Origin of the sequence: Psychrobacter sp. JCM 18901, assembly GCF_000586435.1 — a bacterium.
Taxonomy (GTDB): domain Bacteria; phylum Pseudomonadota; class Gammaproteobacteria; order Pseudomonadales; family Moraxellaceae; genus Psychrobacter.
On record NZ_BAWH01000005.1, the window covers coordinates 80,710 to 96,423 of the forward strand.

The window sequence follows — 15,714 nt, forward strand, 5'->3', positions numbered from 1 at the left end:
TCAATGCTTTAGATTAAGACATCTCAGGAAGAACGAGAGATGTTAGAAAAGACCAATGAATGTTTCACTAATCAGGAAGACCCTTTTGGTGGCTCTAAATAAAAGCGTATTACAATGTAGTTAGCTATGAGGTGTATCTAGACTTGGACTTACTGAGATGCCAAGGAGGAGTATTGTCAGAGCTTGTATACGTTCTTATCAATGATATAGAGTAATAGGCATTCAGAAGGGTTATTGCTTTTACTTTAATCTGATTGTCACTTGGTGGCGAATAATTCTGTACCTAACATAGTTCAAGCACATTCGCATCAATGAGGAAGTTGGCTAAGCTATCAACAATCGATTGATGAGTGATTTGATTATTAGGTGATGATTAGGAATGACAAATTATGCAAAGGGGTTATGTACATTATTAAGGTAGTAAGCTTAGCAATGATGAGTAGAACAAGTTCATTGAACAGACTAACTTTAAATGAGTATTAAAATTACTGTACCTACAACGTGTCTATAAGAGGTCATTGATAGATTGATTTAATAAGTTAATCGTAGACTACGAGCGAACTAGGACTAATTAAGACTCTGGACATTAAGTCTTCAAGACATATCAGTTAGTAACTATGCTAATGACGATCATAATGATTATTTAAGTAGATAATATATTATGATTGAGTAATCAGGAGCTAGACTAATTAATGACTTACTGTTTAGTTATGGGTTTATGAAGTTAATACCAGGTAGCTCTAGTTTAACATAATATACATTATGCGAAAACAAACCAACGGTTTTAGTAGTTAGGCGAAAAACCATTTATACCATGTCATTCTGATACCTTAACTCGGATTTGATATTAGTTATAGACTTTTACTAACGACAAGTTCAAGCAAATGCTGACGTAACGTTTTATCATCCTGATCTAAAACCACATCTGCAACTTGGCAATTTTTATCATTATCGTCACATGACAGCTCATAATAAATATCGCTACCTTGTGCCAAGCTAACTTGAACCAATCCTTGATCAGTTATTGAAAAATTTTTGTCTTGCATATAGTCAGGATCTTGCGAGTTCCAAAGTACATCGTAATCTATATTGCAGGACGTCTGAGTTTTCTCAAAATATTCTTGCTCAAGTTGCATGGCTGCTTGCAAGTCAGCATCAGCGTATTGCTGCAGCACTACAGGATTACTCATACCTTGATCATCAATATCTTGTTGGTACATTTTCGTGATGGTCGCAATCTTCATATTAGCCATGGCATTTTGTTTCTGATCTACTTTTGATACATCCGCTATAGCGTGACCGACAGGCATCAGTCCTATGGTTAATAGTAATGTCAGCGATTTATATGTTGGCATTTTATTCTCTGCGAGCTTTTGTCCTATAAGTGTTACCGACTATTACATCATACCTATATTCGGACTCTGCTGTATTATCGTATCATTCAGGTTTACTTACTAAAATATCGATTACATAGCGCTTTTATGGTATTTTTTACCAGTTCCCATGACAATTTATAGTGATGTTTCTTTCGCTAATAACTGTGCTAAGGATAATTTTATGATGACATTACCTGCTTTTTTTAAGGAAAAATCTGCAACATTAGTCTCTAGCAGCCTTCTGTTATTCACGCTAGCTGCTACGGGTTGTCAGTCTGCTTCTGAGTCCAGTGAAGCCATTGTATCTCAGCCAACCAGTAGCTCATCAACACCTAGTAATGCTGATATCAGCCAGAAAACCCTTAGGCAGCAAGCGTTACGTATACAGCGCGCACTGGCAAATAAGGACTTTTCTAGAATCACTAATGATATCCATCCAACACGTGGCGTTCGTTTTTCGATGTACGCTTATGTACGGCCTGAGTCAGATAAAGTCTTTAGCCGCGGGCAATTTGCACAGTATTTACAGCAGTCCAACATCCAATTCACTTGGGGCGAAAAAGACGGTACTGGCGATCTTTTGGTCACACCGTTGCCTACTTATTTGGATACTTGGGTGGATGGCAAAAAGTTCAATAATGCTAGTATCAATGTCAATGAATTCAAAAATAATGGTAATTCTATCAATAATTTAAAAGAAATATACCAAACATCAGATGTTGTAGAATTTTATTATAAAGGCACGGATGAGTATGATGGTATGGACTGGCGGGTACTACGCTTGGTATTTGATGAGTATCAAGGCAAGCGTTACCTAGTGGCTATCATTAATGACCAATGGACGGTTTAAGGTGTAGAGAAAGATTGCCCGACAACTTTTATAAGGCTTGTTTAAAGTGACAGCTTACTCTATCTGGATATAAATGCCATATATATTCAATTAAAGATATATAGCGGATTGTGCTACATGGTTTTTGGTATAGTTTTTAATGACAAGCTTTGTACTAGCCCTCTAACGACAACATATTCATAATCAATTTGATCAAAGTTTCTTTTTGGTTGGGGTCAGACTCAGCGACCAATAAGGTCAATGCTGCAAGCCCAGTATTATTGATGACCATGTCGCCTTTATTATTCAGCAGTCGGTGGTTACGGCGTAAAAAATCCACGAACAAAAAAAGCGCCGCTGCAGTGCTCAACGTCTAAATTGCACGCCTTGAGGAGATTTGATGCGATAACCGACTGATATAACCACGTCTAAGTCATAAAAAGTCACCGGGCGATCAGAATTTGCAATATGCATTTTTTGTATATTGCTTTTTTCAGCGATTTCTTCATCTTTTATGGCTTTGGCGATATGACGAGAAATGACTGATTGAGCACGACCAAACAACTCAGGCATTTGTGCTTGTGACAGTCAGATAGTCTCTTGCTCAAAACGTACATCTACTTGCGCCTTTCCATCAGCACTTTCATAGATTTCTACTGTTGCCACATTATCACTTATAGTGTTAGTCACCTCAGCCTCCCCAATTCCACTAGGCTTATGCTGTCGTGGTTGCAGCTTACTATCACCATTCCTATAAATATCACTTATAACGGCGTCTGACGAAAGAATTTCACCATAATATGATAAATATCAGGATAAGCATCAACCAGCTTTTGCGGCGTTTCAAAAAAATACTTCACTCAGAACCGCAAAAAACTCAGCAGGATTCGTCGCTCCATAACGATCTAGACCTGACTTACGATGTGTCTGAAAGTCCTCAAAATCGCGGCTCATAATCTGTGTCCAGTTTGCAGGATCCATATTAGGTTGCATGGGCGGAAAGCCATTGGCACGGCCATTCATCATATCGAGCTTATGAACAAACTCATGAATGACAACGTTATGCCCGTCACGTTCGCCTGAGTGCTTGGCATCTCTCCATGAAAGAATAACAGGCCCTCTCAGCCATGCTTCTCCGCTACGGTGTTGACTGCTTCGTGGACGATACCAAACTCATCTACCGTGGTACTGTTACTTTTGTACGAGCCAGGATAAATGATGATGGATGACCAACCAGCATACCAATCAAGGCCTAAGTTTAAGATCGGCAAACATGCTTGCAGTGCAATCGACTGTCTGACAGCATTCGTAATTTCAAAGCCTTGTGCACCAGTGATGGATTTATCAGCTAAAAATAATGTTGCTAACTCAAATAAATGTTTCATCTCGTCAACATTTAATCTATCAAGTATCACGATACGCTCAGCCGCTTGTATCCAGTCAGCCTGAGTAAATTCACTGTTGTCTAGTATGCGCTGTTCACGCCAGTCTTTTATGATGCCAAACATAATTTGCTATCCTTAAACCTTACGATATTGAAATAACTCAGCCTAGCATGCACTCACTTGCCACAAATATGCCAATATCGTTACTAAGAAGACTTTATGGCATCCAACTGTACTCCAACCACACGAAGTGCCATCGTCTTCCAATCTAGCTCCAGTTCATCGGCGAACACTACATGGTGACTAATACTGACGTACCCATGTACGATTGCCCAAATATCCAACGCTATTTGCCGACGTTCCGTCACGCTAGCCTCTTCTGATAAATAAGAACCCGCCACCCGTACCAATTTTGAGAAAGCACTATCTCTTGCAGCAATAGCTTCGATTGAGGCTGATATCCTGCATCAGATTCCCCAAAAATCAGCCGATAGTGCGCCTCATATTTCTCGCCTACATTGAGATACCCTAGGCACGCCTCTAGCACTTGCTCTTTATTTGCTCTACCCTCTGGAATGACATCCATGGCTTCACGGACTAGGTTAAATCCTTCTATGTACAGCGCATCTAGTATGCCTTGCTTACCTTGGAAGTGACTGTATATACCGATGGTGGACAACCCTGCACGTTTAGAGATAGCTCGCACGCTTAGGGCATCCCCACCCCCTTCTAAAAAAAGCTCAGATGCGGCGTTTAGTATTTTGGTTCTGGCATCCATTAGATTCTCACTATGTCTTGACAATTATAACAGTGTTATTCTAGTATATAACACTGTTATACACAAACAATTATGAATTGATTGTATTGATAGAAACTCAACTTAAGAGTAAGGACGCTATGAGTATTCAACAGCTAGAAACGGATTATCTAATCATTGGTAGTGGCGCGGTGGGCATGGCTTTTGCCGATGTGCTGCTCACAGAAACAGATGCTAATATTATTATCGTCGATAAACATCATAAGCCAGGTGGTCATTGGAACGATGCCTATTCGTTTGTCACATTGCATCAGCCATCGTCTTTTTATGGTGTTAGCTCACGTGAGCTTTGCGGCGGTATGATTGATAAAATTGGTTTAAATAAAGGCTTGTCCGAGCTGGCGTCAGGTGCAGAAGTCATGGCGTACTTTGATAAAGTCATGAAGCACACGTTTTTACCAAGTGGCCGCGTGAAGTACTTCCCGATGTGTGAGTACAAAGGCGATGGCAAGTTTTCATCATTACTGTCTGATACCAGCTATGAGGTTAAGGTCAATAAGAAAATCATTGATGGCACTTATTTTAAAACTTCAGTACCAGCAACCCATACCCCAAACTTTGAGATTGCTGAAGGTGTTAAGTTTGGCCCGTTAAATGACTTGCCGAGTCTAACCAAACCCCGTGATGGTTACGTGATTATCGGCGGCGGAAAAACAGGTATAGATGCGGTTTTATGGCTATTAGAGAATCAAATTCACCCAGACCATATCACATGGATTATGCCAAGAGATGCTTGGCTGATCGATCGTAAAAACACCCAACCCTCTCGTGATTTTTTTCACCCATACTATAGGGGCGCAGGCTACTCAAGCAGAAGCGATTGCGGAAGCTGAAAACATCGAAGACCTGTTTAATCGTTTAGAAAGAGGCGGGGTATTAATGCGCATTGATCCAAATGTACGCCCGCAAATGTTCCATGGTGCCACCATTAGTGGTGAAGAGCTTAAGCAGTTACGCCGTGTTAAAAATATTGTGCGTAAAGGTCGCGTAACTCGCTTAGATACTGACAAGATTTATTTTGGTGAGGACAGCATTTCTACCACCCCCAACACCATGCATATCGACTGCTCTGCACGGGCAGTACCAGTGACAGAGACATACGATGTGTTCAAAGGTGATACTGTGGTGGTACAAACCGTACGTACCTATCAGCTGTATTTAGTGCCGCATTTATCGCCCACATCGAGGCCAGTTATGATGATGAAACCGTCAAAAATGAATTATGCCAAGTGGTGCCAATCCCAAATCATGATACAGACTTTTTGGTTGGCCTTGTTAAACAGATGCAGAATCAGATGCGTTGGTCAAAAGAGCCTGCGCTACGTGAATGGATGATCAACAATCGCTTAGATGGCTTTACCAAATTGGTACGAGCCAGCGAAGACACGCCACCTGAAGAGCTTGCTATTCTTAAGCGTTTAAAAGAAGCAGGACCAAAAGCCGCTGCAAACATGCCCAAACTCATGGGTGAAATTATGCAAATTACGGCAGCGCGTCAAGCCAACACCGCTAATACCTAAAAAGTAATTATTTAGTAATAACTATCAAGAACAACTGTCAAGGAAGCGACTATGCAAGAATTTCAGACCAATAAAGCAAACTTAACCCAAGCTCGCCTGCAAGAGACGCGTATACATACTCTCGGCGATGGTGAAGTACGTGTCAAAGTTGATCGCTTTGCTTTTACTGCGAATAATATTACTTATGCAGTCATGGGTGACCAATTACGCTATTGGCAGTTTTTCCCGCCAAACGGCAACGAGCCCGAAAAATGGGGCATTATTCCAGTATGGGGTTTTGGCGATGTTGTTGAGTCCAATAGCGATGCACTACCTGTCGGTGATCGCTTATTCGGTTACTTCCCGCCCGCCAATGAATTAATCATAACACCCAAGCGAGTCACCCAAACCAGTTTACTTGATGGTAGTGTCCATCGTGCCGAGCTACCACCCGGTTATAATTTATACCAGCGCGTCAATCATGAACGAGGCTATGACCGCGCTCATGACGATCAGCGTATGCTGTTGTTCGTATTGCACCTGACCTCATTTTGCTTACATGATCTATTGAAGGGTAATGATTGGTTTGGTGCAGAGCAAGTGTTGATTATCAGTGCCTCTAGTAAAACCAGTATCGGCCTAGCCTATGGCCTCGCTGATGATAAAGACGCGCCGCACGTTATCGGCCTCACATCAAACCGTCATGTAGATTTTGTTCAGTCAATTGACGCTTATGACAGTGTGCTTAGCTATGACACCCTTGAGCAGATTGATGCAACTAAGCCGACAGTTATTGTAGATATGTCGGCCAACACTGACGTGCTCAGCCGTTTACATAGACACTTAGGCGATAACATGCGCTATACCAGCAATGTCGGTCTTACGCACTGGGACGAGCCACGTCATACCGAAGGTATCATTCAAGCGCGTAGCCAGCAGTTTTTGCGCCCAGTCATGTACAGCAACGTATGAAAGAATGGGGCCCTGAAGAGTTCAATAAACGCTCTATGCACTGCATCATGAATTGCTCGGCAAAAACTAGTGTGTGGTTAAAGATTCAGGAGCTTGATGGAGTCAGTGGCTTACTAGAGGTTTATAAAGATATCTGCGAAGGTAAGATAGCCGCTGATGAAGGCTTGGTAGTCGTCATGGGTGATAATGAAAAAGACTAGGCTATAAAACTGGCTATAAAATTTATCGACTATTTGTCATTAGCAAAATAAAAATTAATTGGCATGAATTTTATCAGACTTTAGAGCCTCATCTGACAGTACAGTGGACCAGCCATCAGAATACAGAGGTACAGCTTAAAAGCAATGGCTAATGCCCTCATCATGAAAATGCCTTTTGTGAAAGATGTGACTCATGTAGGTACAACTGCTGCTGAGTCTTTTGCAACGAGCGCTGGCGTGTGCCAAGATCACACTCATGTATTTTTAGGCTGTTTACGTGATCAGCATATCCCAGCACGCTATGTGTCAGGCTATCTTTATGACGATACCGAGAACCACATGGCCAGTTATGCGTGGGCAGAAGTATGGTTAGATGGTTACTGGTATACCTTTGATATATCAAATCAGTTGTTTCAACCAAGCTCTCACGTCTACGTCGCCATTGGTCGAGACTATTTAGATACTGCACCTGTGCGCGGTGTACGTATGGGCGGCGGTTACGAAAATCTTTACAGTCAAGTGTTGGTTTCAAGACTATCATAAGCTATTTTTATGCTTGTCTTCAACAAGGATCTGTTATGACTTATTGTGCCGCTATTCGTCTTAAAGAAGGAATGGTTTTCGCTAGTGACACTCGCACCAATGCTGGCGTTGACCATATTTCGACCTTTAGAAAGCTCTATCAATATGGCGTCGAGGGTGAACGCTTTATGATATTGCAGACAGCTGGTAGTCTGGCAACATCGCAGGCGGTATTTAACAAACTGCAAAACGATATTGACCAGCGTCTTGAGAGTAACCTTAATACGGTAGCGACTTTATTTGATGCCGCCCAAATGGTTGGTGAATGTATGCGTAATATTATGAATCATGCAAAAGCAGTCGCTAATGCTGATGTCGACGGCGCATTTACTAGCTCTTTTATGCTGGGTGGTCAAATTAAAGGACAGCCACCTGAGTTATACCTGATTTATCCTGAAGGCAATTGTATCAAAGCCACTGAAGATACTCCGTTTTTTTCAATTGGGTGAAAGCAAGTATGGCAAACCTATTCTAGATCGTTCTGTCAGCTACAATACGGATGTGAGACACGCAGCACGTGCGTTGATGCTGTCATTTGATTCAACCATTCAATCCAACTTATCAGTAGCATGCCAATAGATTTTGTACTTTATAACAATGACAGCCTAATCCTGCCTAACGGCCGACGTATTGATGAAAGTGATGAATATTTCAATAGCATTCGTCGTCAATGGTCAAAAGAGCTACGTCGTATTTTGGTTGAATTGCCTAAATGTCCTGATGGTTATTGGGGATAAATAGTTCCGTATAAAATCATATTTTTGTAATAAAAAGCCCTTTGTCTATCATAAAGGGCTTTTTATTATCAACTAATAATCAGGCAATAAAAAACCGGAATAGCGCTGAATAAACAGCCCTATTCCGGTTTTGCTTTAAAGGCCTTGAATGCCATCATAATGATGTCACACTCAATTGTTGTGTAATCTACCTCATGACCTGGTACATGGAAGACTCACTGGACTGCACCTAGATAAAGGCCCTAGTGCATTAGCTCAATCACGATTGCGTGATTGCGCCAGCGAGCTAATGACACTAGGGCCTTTATCTAGGTATTAGCAGGACTGAAACAGTCTTCCTTGGGTAAAATGTAATGGCTTGACTCGTGGACGACGCAACGTCGCCCCTCACCGTAAACGGTGAAACGCTAAATCTCACAACTCGTTAAGTTTGCCTCATAATAGTTATTATTGTCAATATATAATTGCAAATAAAATTATGCGCGACGCTATATGTCGCAGCTCATATATTTCCTTACAAAAGTCCTTGATATTTTCTGTGAAACGCGCTTTTATGGTGCTACAAAATTATGCGCACTGACAAAATAAAAATTAAGGCAAATTTCTATGAGTCTGTCATTTTCACAAATTCAGCAAGCTTGGCAAGCCCAAGATCCAAGTTTGGTCGATAAATTATGTACATTGGCAACTCAAGCTGATGCGATTCCCGAGACGCCCATCCCTGAGCATGAGCTTACTTTTGATCGGTTTTTAGATAAGATATTTAGTCATCAATTTCGGGAGCAATACCCCGAAGTACAGTTTGCAGAGCGCGTGGCAATGATTGCCAAATTGGAAGCAAACGAAGGCGTCTACCCCCTCCCAGATCGCTATAAGATTCATATAATACTGACCGCACTGTGGGAAGATGGCAGCGCGTATTCTAGAACTATTTTAAAACAAGCCATTACGGCTTTGCCAGTCAGCTACGGTGTGTGGAAAGGTTTAAAGCGCATTTATAAGCAAGCAGAATTTTCTCAAGATTATGAGATATTTGGGCAAATAGCCGCCAAGATTGATTTACAGCGTTTCAATCAAACCGCCAACTCTGCGGTCAGCCTAGCGACCAAAACCTATATGAGCCTTAGAGCATGGCGTTATTTGCGCCAGCTAGGACAGCAAATGCCAATTGGCTACATTGATGCCGCCGTTTCTGTACTCGCCAGCTATGACGAAACCATGATGGCAGGCAGCCTCGAACAAACGAACAGCTGGGTGCTCAATCATATCTGTTTCCATAACAGTCTTGATTATGGTGTCAATCGATTCAGCAGTCGCTCACCTCGCAAGCTCTTTGATGCCAAAGGTCGCGCCTTCGCTGAGGCGTGGCAACGAGACCCTGAACCACTTATCCAGCTATTGCTATCGCCAAAATGAGGCTATCAGACAATTCGCAACCGATAGCCTAAAACACGACTTTAAGACCCAATTACGTGATGTGAGTGGTGAAACGCTACAATATTTATCTGCCGGACAAGCACATAGCAAAGCGCGTGATGAGATGATTGTTTGGCTATTAGAAAACTCACCGCATTTTGAAAAGTCTAAATTTAAAACATTGGGCTTGCATCAAGTGGTGCTACAGCTACTCCATTCACACTATCCTGCCGCCTATCAATATGCGATTGGCTATGCCAAAAGCTACGCTCAAGACTTATCGCTCACTGAGCTGATGCTACTAGCCATGTCAGATTATGAGCCTGTTAGAGCATTTGCCATCAACAATATCTTAAGTCGTGACCTTGTTGCTGATATTGGTGTCAACGGTTGGGGGCAGTTATTAGATACCGAACATCACTATCAAACCGCGAGCAAACAACTTAGCAAACACTTTACAAGGCGCGATTTAACCCCTGAGTGGTTTTTTGAACGATTGACCAGCGGTAGAACACACAGCGTAAAATTTGCCATAAAAAAAACTACCTGAGCTCTATAGTGCCAAAGAACTAGGGACTGAATACTTTATTCGCATTGCCCAGCAGCTAGACATACCAGAGCAACAGGACTTCTCTGCTTATAACGACAGCGACTGCATGAACTTTGCGTTGGACCAGCTCAGACGTTTGGATTTGAGCCAAGTAAACGCTGACGTGTGGCAAATACTGCTATTACATCCACTATCGCAAGCGACTATTACCGATTGGTTTGATGAAGATGTACTGTCAGCCGCGACGCTTGATATGAGCTATTGGCATGCGCTTGCCTATGAGCCTGATTGGCAAGTGAGTGAATATATTGAACGATTAAAATCTGCTGATACTTCTATTAAAAACTGGCAAAAGCACTTAGCTTTTGATGAGTACTTAGCAGAAAACGTGAGAGATTGGCTGTCTGATGTGCGTCGGTTTGCGCCGATAGATTTAGGTTTCGACTGGCTTATGAACCTTGCGCATAGCGAACAAGCACTCTATCGTGAATTTGCGATTGAACGCATTAACAAAGGGTTCTTGCCTGCCGACTTTATCGCATATCTCGACAGCAATGAAGGCGACTCTACTGATAACGCTTCCAGTAATAGCACTGACAATAAAGACTCAAATAGCGATGCTGCTACTGAAGTAGATTTAACCGGCCAACGCTATTTATTCACAGGCAAGATGCAAAGCATGACTCGTGGCGAGGCCGAAAAAGTTGTGAAAGCGGCTAATGGTGCTATTAGCAGCGCCGTCAACGGCAAGTTAGATTACTTGGTCATCGGTGATGATGGTTCACCATTATATGGCAATGGCCGTAAAGGTAGCAAGCAAGTTAAGGCCGAAAGCTTAATCGCCGATGGTGCGCCGCTAAAGATTATCTCCGAAACCGCATTTTTGCAGATGTTAAGTGGTCAATCTAGAGAGGTATCTGAAGACGATACTTTTGCAGGTGCCAATGCACTGTGGCATATGGCAACAGATGATGCTACTGCACCTATCAGTGAGCTTGCGATCAGCTACCTCAGTCATCATCATGAACAGATCTGTATGGCACTGACAGACAGACCAGTCGATCCCGATGCGATTATCCCTTCTTCGTTCTTTGATGCGGAGCGCGTCATTCCTTTATTGCAACACCGTAACAGCCAGCTGCGAGCATTTGGCTTATTACTGAGTGAGTATGAAATGGCGACGTGGCAACCGACGCCGGCCCTATGGCTGATGATGGCAGAATCTCCCTATACTGAGGTCACGCAACTGCTGAAGCGTGCGCTATTGGATAAGCCATCCGTTGCCAATCGACGTTACCACGTTCAGCCAGCACAATTGAATGCTGGCATGTTGAATGCTTTGATTGAAAGCAAAGCGCGAGTCGCTCGCCAAATCGGTATCACCTTACTGCAGCGTCATGCCAATTTCCAAGATGTGCAGTCTTTATATCGATTGACCCAAAGCACAGACCGTGAAGTACGTTATGCCGCCGTGACCATGCTATGGAAACACTACAAGGCGCGTCACGTATCCCCAAACTGGCAACCAACCAGTAGCGATAGTAAAGATAAAGATACTGCACCAGATAAAGACAACAGCGCTCAACCAGTCATAACAGAACAGTCAGATAGACGTTTGGCAAGCTTGCCTGCAGAAGTCGACCAATTATTGATGCTGCTACGCCGTGGTCTCTTTGAGCTACCACCTGGACGTCTAGGCGGTTCGCAAGAGCCAAGTGCTAGTGACAGCAATAAGCATAAGCAACAAGGCTATTCAGATAAGCGCTCATCATCACAGTCATACGAAGCAGCTGAGTCAGATAACAATATCACGCTAAAACCCATATCTGCGAGTCGTGCCAAATTGGCGTTGATTGAAACGTTCCGTGATGTGGCATTGGCTGACAGCACCTTTGCGGCGCTCATTATGCCCACACTGTTCACCTTTACACACTCGGCAGGCAAGATGGAGCGTCATGCGTGTTTGGTTGCAGTCACACGGTTATTGCATCGCTATCCTGAGCTATCTAAAAACCTGCAGCCAGTTGCATCTGCTTAACGACTGTGGCGAACAGACAGATATAGATAAATAGCTACTAGCAAGCTTAAATACTCAAAAAAATATGACGTCACCTCAACTGAGATAACACCATGAAAACAATAACCCTCCCCTATTGGGGTCAAATTATTGGCCTAGTCAGTAAGGCCAACAGCACCCAAGCGGCAACTCAAAAGACAAGCAAGCAAGATGGGCGCAGTCTTTTTATTACTCGCCAGCAGCGAGCATCTGCTACGGTCTTATACGTCCTTGATCAACAAGGTGAGCAATTCAGCTTATCGACAACTGCACTGCCTTGTGCGATGCAAGCCATCATCAAAATAGATGACAGTACGGTGGTAATGATTGGTGACGATGGTCATCTTTACCAAACGGATTGGCAAGCCAAGAAAGTTAAGAAGACCAGTGCTACATCCTTGCTTGATGCACCTGAAGATAACAACAGTGCTATAGGCCGTGCCGTAGCCATGGCGCCGCTACAAGATGCGTTGGCTATTCTATACCCCAAACACCTCGTGGTATGGCCTTATCAAAATAGTCAAGCCAGCAGTACTGTCATCATTGAGCCTTATTCGTCTTCTATAGCAGCATCAAGTAAAGAATCCGCATTAACAGCGCTAGCAACGTCAAGTGATGGCTCGTGGTTAGTCGTAGCAGATAAAACGGGAGAGGTTAGTAGCTATCAATGGACCTCAGATGGCGTTCAGCTCAATCTAAGTAGTCGCAAACAGCTCCACCAAGGTAAAGTAAACGCGCTTTGTTTTGAGCCAGTCGGCCAGTACTTCTTCTCAGCAGGCGCAGATAAGTGCTTGTACCGTACTCATGTCCAAGGCGATCTGCATCCTGTTGATAGAACTAAGTCTAGCCAACACAGCGAAATGATCACGGCGCTTTGTGTCTCAGACACACGGCTCTTCACTGCCGCCGATGACAAGAGCGTCAAATCATGGGCATTTGATAAAGGTCAGCCAAACAGCTGTAAAGAGGATCTAACCAAGGCTCGACAGATCGTTTTATCTTCTTACGCTGAACAACCAGCGCTCATCGTAGTCAGTGCCGATCAGAGCCTACGTTTCATACCTATTGACCATACTAAAAGTACGTCACAGAATAGTACGGCACAAAACAGTAAGTTGCTCCCAGTCACTTATATCATCAAAGACGGCTATCAGAGAATCAGCCAGTTACTGACAGATACGTCAAATAATAATGATGTGTCGTTTAAAGAAGGATTGGCGCTGCTACAGGCGCAAGCAGATAACCAAACGTTAGAGCTGGTTAAAAAAATTACTTGCTGATAGCGACACGCTCACGGCCAATCAAGCATTGCAATTGGTACAGTGGGTTGCGACTACTAATCTTGATAAAACTGCACAGATTTTAGAGCAGCAACTAAGCTCGGCGCACAGTGCAAAAGTACGCCTTGCTGCTTTTCATGCCTTGGCCGATCGCGCAAATACGGCGAAGCGCCCGCTGCATTATCTAGAAGAAGCCTTTAAAAACCGTTACTACGAAGAGGTGGTGGCTTCTGCGTTACAAGGTTACCTAAAGGTCGCGATGAAGGATGCCACAAGCCAGCGCCGCATCTTGCCTATTTTAAGAGACGCGTTGTCACACAGTTTTGCAAATATTCGTAAGCAAGCATTGGCCTCGCTTGAGACACTATTGCCTGACAACAGCCCTCAAGCAGATTTGATGGCATTAGACTGCAATCAGTCAGACATTGTCCAATCAGGACTGATTCGTCTGTATCAGCGCGGTATGCTAAACCATCTTGAAGTCTCGCGTCAGTTGATGCTGCTACAGAATCATCGTAATACAGAGATTAGGCAAACAGCGTTTTACGTCTCATTGTTGTCTCAGCCTAAGTTGATAGAGGCATTGAAACAGCAAGGTGACACGCAAACATTACGTACCCTGACTGATTTTGATGACTTTCGCTTACTGCGCGGCACGCTACTAGATAACGCTAGTAGTACAGCGGCGAATAATAATAATGTTAAACAATCCGATGAGGCGATCCGTTTAACCTTATCTACGCAAGATTTTATCTCGCAAGCAGATAGTACTCAAGCATCTAAGAGTAAGGCTAAAACGGCAAAATCCAAGAAGCCAGCTACTGAATCTATAAAGCTAAGCAATGACACGTTAGAACCCTTATTACAAAGCTTAAGCAATAGTCACGAAGATATCAGTTTCCGAGCGGCGTATGCGCTGGCTTGCCTACAAGACAAACGAGCGTTTGGCACCCTGATTAGCCTAATGAGCCATGAAGACAGTGCCATCATCCGTGCTGGTGTCGCCACAGCGCTTGGTCATTTAAATATAGAAGACGCCAAAGCAGTCCTACCGACATTACTAGATGATAAGGACGCTGGCGTGCGCCAAGTCGCCATGCAAGCCTATGGCAAGTTAGCAGACAATGCATTGTCTTGGGCAGCGACAGGTTTTGCTTCTAAACATCAAGACATTCACGAGCAGTCTTTAGCACTGTTTTTAAAGCATGTCGCACCGGATAGCGCAAATAGTGGTGATAGCAGTGATAAAAGTATTCAGATGTCATTAGAGATGACAGACATACTGCTACAGGCATTGAATAACCCTTTTACCAGTATTCGGTTAGAAGTGGTTAAAGTTCTATTAAACCGCCAATTTAAGCAGTCATCTGACAGCGCCATCGTTGACATCATTGAGCTATTGCAGCAAAGCCTCTTTGAAGATGTGCATCAAGTGGCGATAGAAGAATGGCAACGACTGCTGCTAGCGATGAACTCGAAGCATAAAACAAATAAAGCCAATAACACTGAAGAAACGAATCACCAAAAGACCAATCAAGCTGTCCTGACCCTGTTCTTTGCGGATACGTTTGCCGCTATCCGTAAGCAAGCCTTTGACATCGCATTGAAACAGAGCAAACACTTAGGGTTTGCTGACGTCATGTTAAATGCACTTGCCAGCTTATGCGGACACTAAGCAACTGGCCCTTACGACAGTGCAAGCCAGAGCCAATACGACTCAGCTGACACAACTGACGCCAGCTCTAGTGGCCATGTTCGCTGATGACAGTATTGAGCTACGTAAACAAGCTTTGACGGTCGCTTTGGCGCTGACAGACTTACAGCCTACTATTTTAGCGGATTACAGTAGCCTAGATGATAGTAGCACCGATGATCAACCTAATCATCACGAAGCATTGATTACCGCGGCCTCAACAGTCCTTATCCTGATATTCAGCTAACAGTCGCTCAACTGCTGGCCAGCCAATCACGCTTATACACTGACGAAGAACAGGCAAAGCGAAGTGATGAGCAAG

Annotated in this window: 16 protein-coding genes and 3 pseudogenes; 13 read left to right on the forward strand and 6 right to left on the reverse strand. The window is 43.3% G+C overall.

Annotated features, from left to right (window positions below; translation table 11 throughout):
* Positions 1-851: 851 nt before the first annotated feature.
* A complete protein-coding gene (locus TT11_RS05655) occupies positions 852-1,355 on the reverse strand; it encodes a hypothetical protein (protein ID WP_261869456.1) in 504 nt (167 codons plus the stop codon).
* Between the two features lie 202 nt (positions 1,356-1,557).
* On the opposite strand from TT11_RS05655, the gene TT11_RS05660 reads away from it, so the two are divergent.
* The gene (locus tag TT11_RS05660; protein ID WP_261869457.1) at positions 1,558-2,226 is read left to right on the forward strand and encodes a hypothetical protein; all 669 of its coding nucleotides are present in this window, start codon (positions 1,558-1,560) and stop codon (positions 2,224-2,226) included.
* A gap of 154 nt (positions 2,227-2,380) precedes the next feature.
* On the opposite strand, the gene TT11_RS05665 is transcribed toward TT11_RS05660, so the two are convergent.
* The 5 genes and pseudogenes from TT11_RS05665 to TT11_RS05690 all read right to left on the reverse strand — a co-directional run bounded on the left by TT11_RS05665 (position 2,381) and on the right by TT11_RS05690 (position 4,368).
* A complete protein-coding gene (locus TT11_RS05665) occupies positions 2,381-2,551 on the reverse strand; it encodes a hypothetical protein (RefSeq protein WP_261869458.1) in 171 nt (56 codons plus the stop codon).
* A 20-nt stretch (positions 2,552-2,571) separates the two neighbouring features.
* Positions 2,572-2,778, reverse strand: coding sequence for a virulence RhuM family protein (locus tag TT11_RS05670; RefSeq protein WP_261869460.1), 207 nt, complete (start codon positions 2,776-2,778; stop codon positions 2,572-2,574).
* A gap of 270 nt (positions 2,779-3,048) precedes the next feature.
* Positions 3,049-3,713, reverse strand: a pseudogene (locus tag TT11_RS17070) (zinc-dependent peptidase).
* A gap of 83 nt (positions 3,714-3,796) precedes the next feature.
* Positions 3,797-3,958 carry a hypothetical protein gene (locus TT11_RS05685; protein WP_261869463.1) on the reverse strand — a complete coding sequence of 54 codons (162 nt, stop codon included), beginning with the start codon at positions 3,956-3,958 and terminating at the stop codon, positions 3,797-3,799.
* Positions 3,955-4,368 (reverse strand): TetR/AcrR family transcriptional regulator, encoded by a 414-nt coding sequence (locus TT11_RS05690; RefSeq protein WP_261869465.1) that lies wholly within the window; start codon positions 4,366-4,368, stop codon positions 3,955-3,957. The genes TT11_RS05685 and TT11_RS05690 overlap by 4 nt, the downstream gene beginning before the upstream one ends.
* 119 nt (positions 4,369-4,487) lie before the next feature.
* On the opposite strand from TT11_RS05690, the gene TT11_RS05695 reads away from it, so the two are divergent.
* From TT11_RS05695 to TT11_RS05755, 12 genes and pseudogenes are all read left to right on the forward strand, one after another.
* Complete coding sequence (locus TT11_RS05695; protein ID WP_261869467.1) at positions 4,488-5,240, forward strand: FAD/NAD(P)-binding protein; 753 nt, start codon at positions 4,488-4,490, stop codon at positions 5,238-5,240.
* A complete protein-coding gene (locus TT11_RS05700) occupies positions 5,176-5,742 on the forward strand; it encodes a hypothetical protein (RefSeq protein ID WP_261869468.1) in 567 nt (188 codons plus the stop codon). The genes TT11_RS05695 and TT11_RS05700 overlap by 65 nt, the downstream gene beginning before the upstream one ends.
* Positions 5,703-5,927, forward strand: coding sequence for a hypothetical protein (locus TT11_RS05705; protein WP_261869469.1), 225 nt, complete (start codon positions 5,703-5,705; stop codon positions 5,925-5,927). Before TT11_RS05700 ends, TT11_RS05705 begins: the two co-directional genes overlap by 40 nt.
* Positions 5,928-6,119: 192 nt before the next feature.
* Positions 6,120-7,078, forward strand: a pseudogene (locus TT11_RS05710) (DUF2855 family protein).
* 144 nt (positions 7,079-7,222) lie between these two features.
* Positions 7,223-7,621: a transglutaminase family protein gene (locus TT11_RS05720; RefSeq protein WP_370587792.1), complete on the forward strand. Its 399-nt coding sequence runs from the start codon at positions 7,223-7,225 to the stop codon at positions 7,619-7,621.
* Between the two features lie 35 nt (positions 7,622-7,656).
* Positions 7,657-8,397 (forward strand): annotated as a pseudogene (locus TT11_RS05725) (peptidase).
* A gap of 606 nt (positions 8,398-9,003) precedes the next feature.
* Positions 9,004-9,813 carry a hypothetical protein gene (locus TT11_RS05730; RefSeq protein WP_261869475.1) on the forward strand — a complete coding sequence of 270 codons (810 nt, stop codon included), beginning with the start codon at positions 9,004-9,006 and terminating at the stop codon, positions 9,811-9,813.
* A gap of 61 nt (positions 9,814-9,874) precedes the next feature.
* Positions 9,875-10,363: a hypothetical protein gene (locus tag TT11_RS05735; RefSeq protein WP_261869476.1), complete on the forward strand. Its 489-nt coding sequence runs from the start codon at positions 9,875-9,877 to the stop codon at positions 10,361-10,363.
* Positions 10,364-10,469: 106 nt separating this feature from the next.
* Positions 10,470-12,401: a BRCT domain-containing protein gene (locus TT11_RS05740; RefSeq protein WP_261869477.1), complete on the forward strand. Its 1,932-nt coding sequence runs from the start codon at positions 10,470-10,472 to the stop codon at positions 12,399-12,401.
* A 92-nt stretch (positions 12,402-12,493) separates the two neighbouring features.
* The gene (locus TT11_RS05745; RefSeq protein ID WP_261869478.1) at positions 12,494-13,699 is read left to right on the forward strand and encodes a WD40 repeat domain-containing protein; all 1,206 of its coding nucleotides are present in this window, start codon (positions 12,494-12,496) and stop codon (positions 13,697-13,699) included.
* A gap of 34 nt (positions 13,700-13,733) precedes the next feature.
* Positions 13,734-15,374, forward strand: a complete 1,641-nt coding sequence (locus TT11_RS05750) for a HEAT repeat domain-containing protein (RefSeq protein ID WP_261869479.1) — start codon at positions 13,734-13,736, stop codon at positions 15,372-15,374.
* Positions 15,352-15,639 carry a hypothetical protein gene (locus TT11_RS05755; protein ID WP_261869481.1) on the forward strand — a complete coding sequence of 96 codons (288 nt, stop codon included), beginning with the start codon at positions 15,352-15,354 and terminating at the stop codon, positions 15,637-15,639. Before TT11_RS05750 ends, TT11_RS05755 begins: the two co-directional genes overlap by 23 nt.
* Positions 15,640-15,714: the final 75 nt, after the last annotated feature.

Coding starts and splice junctions, on each gene's coding strand:
- TT11_RS05670 (WP_261869460.1), bottom strand. CDS start 2,778: ATGCCTGAGTTGTTTGGTCGTGCTCAATCAGTCATTTCTCGTCATATC.
- TT11_RS05690 (WP_261869465.1), bottom strand. CDS start 4,368: ATGGATGCCAGAACCAAAATACTAAACGCCGCATCTGAGCTTTTTTTA.
- TT11_RS05705 (WP_261869469.1), top strand. CDS start 5,703: ATGCGTTGGTCAAAAGAGCCTGCGCTACGTGAATGGATGATCAACAAT.
- TT11_RS05660 (WP_261869457.1), top strand. CDS start 1,558: ATGATGACATTACCTGCTTTTTTTAAGGAAAAATCTGCAACATTAGTC.
- TT11_RS05730 (WP_261869475.1), top strand. CDS start 9,004: ATGAGTCTGTCATTTTCACAAATTCAGCAAGCTTGGCAAGCCCAAGAT.
- TT11_RS05740 (WP_261869477.1), top strand. CDS start 10,470: ATGAACTTTGCGTTGGACCAGCTCAGACGTTTGGATTTGAGCCAAGTA.
- TT11_RS05695 (WP_261869467.1), top strand. CDS start 4,488: ATGAGTATTCAACAGCTAGAAACGGATTATCTAATCATTGGTAGTGGC.
- TT11_RS05655 (WP_261869456.1), bottom strand. CDS start 1,355: ATGCCAACATATAAATCGCTGACATTACTATTAACCATAGGACTGATG.
- TT11_RS05745 (WP_261869478.1), top strand. CDS start 12,494: ATGAAAACAATAACCCTCCCCTATTGGGGTCAAATTATTGGCCTAGTC.
- TT11_RS05720 (WP_370587792.1), top strand. CDS start 7,223: ATGGCTAATGCCCTCATCATGAAAATGCCTTTTGTGAAAGATGTGACT.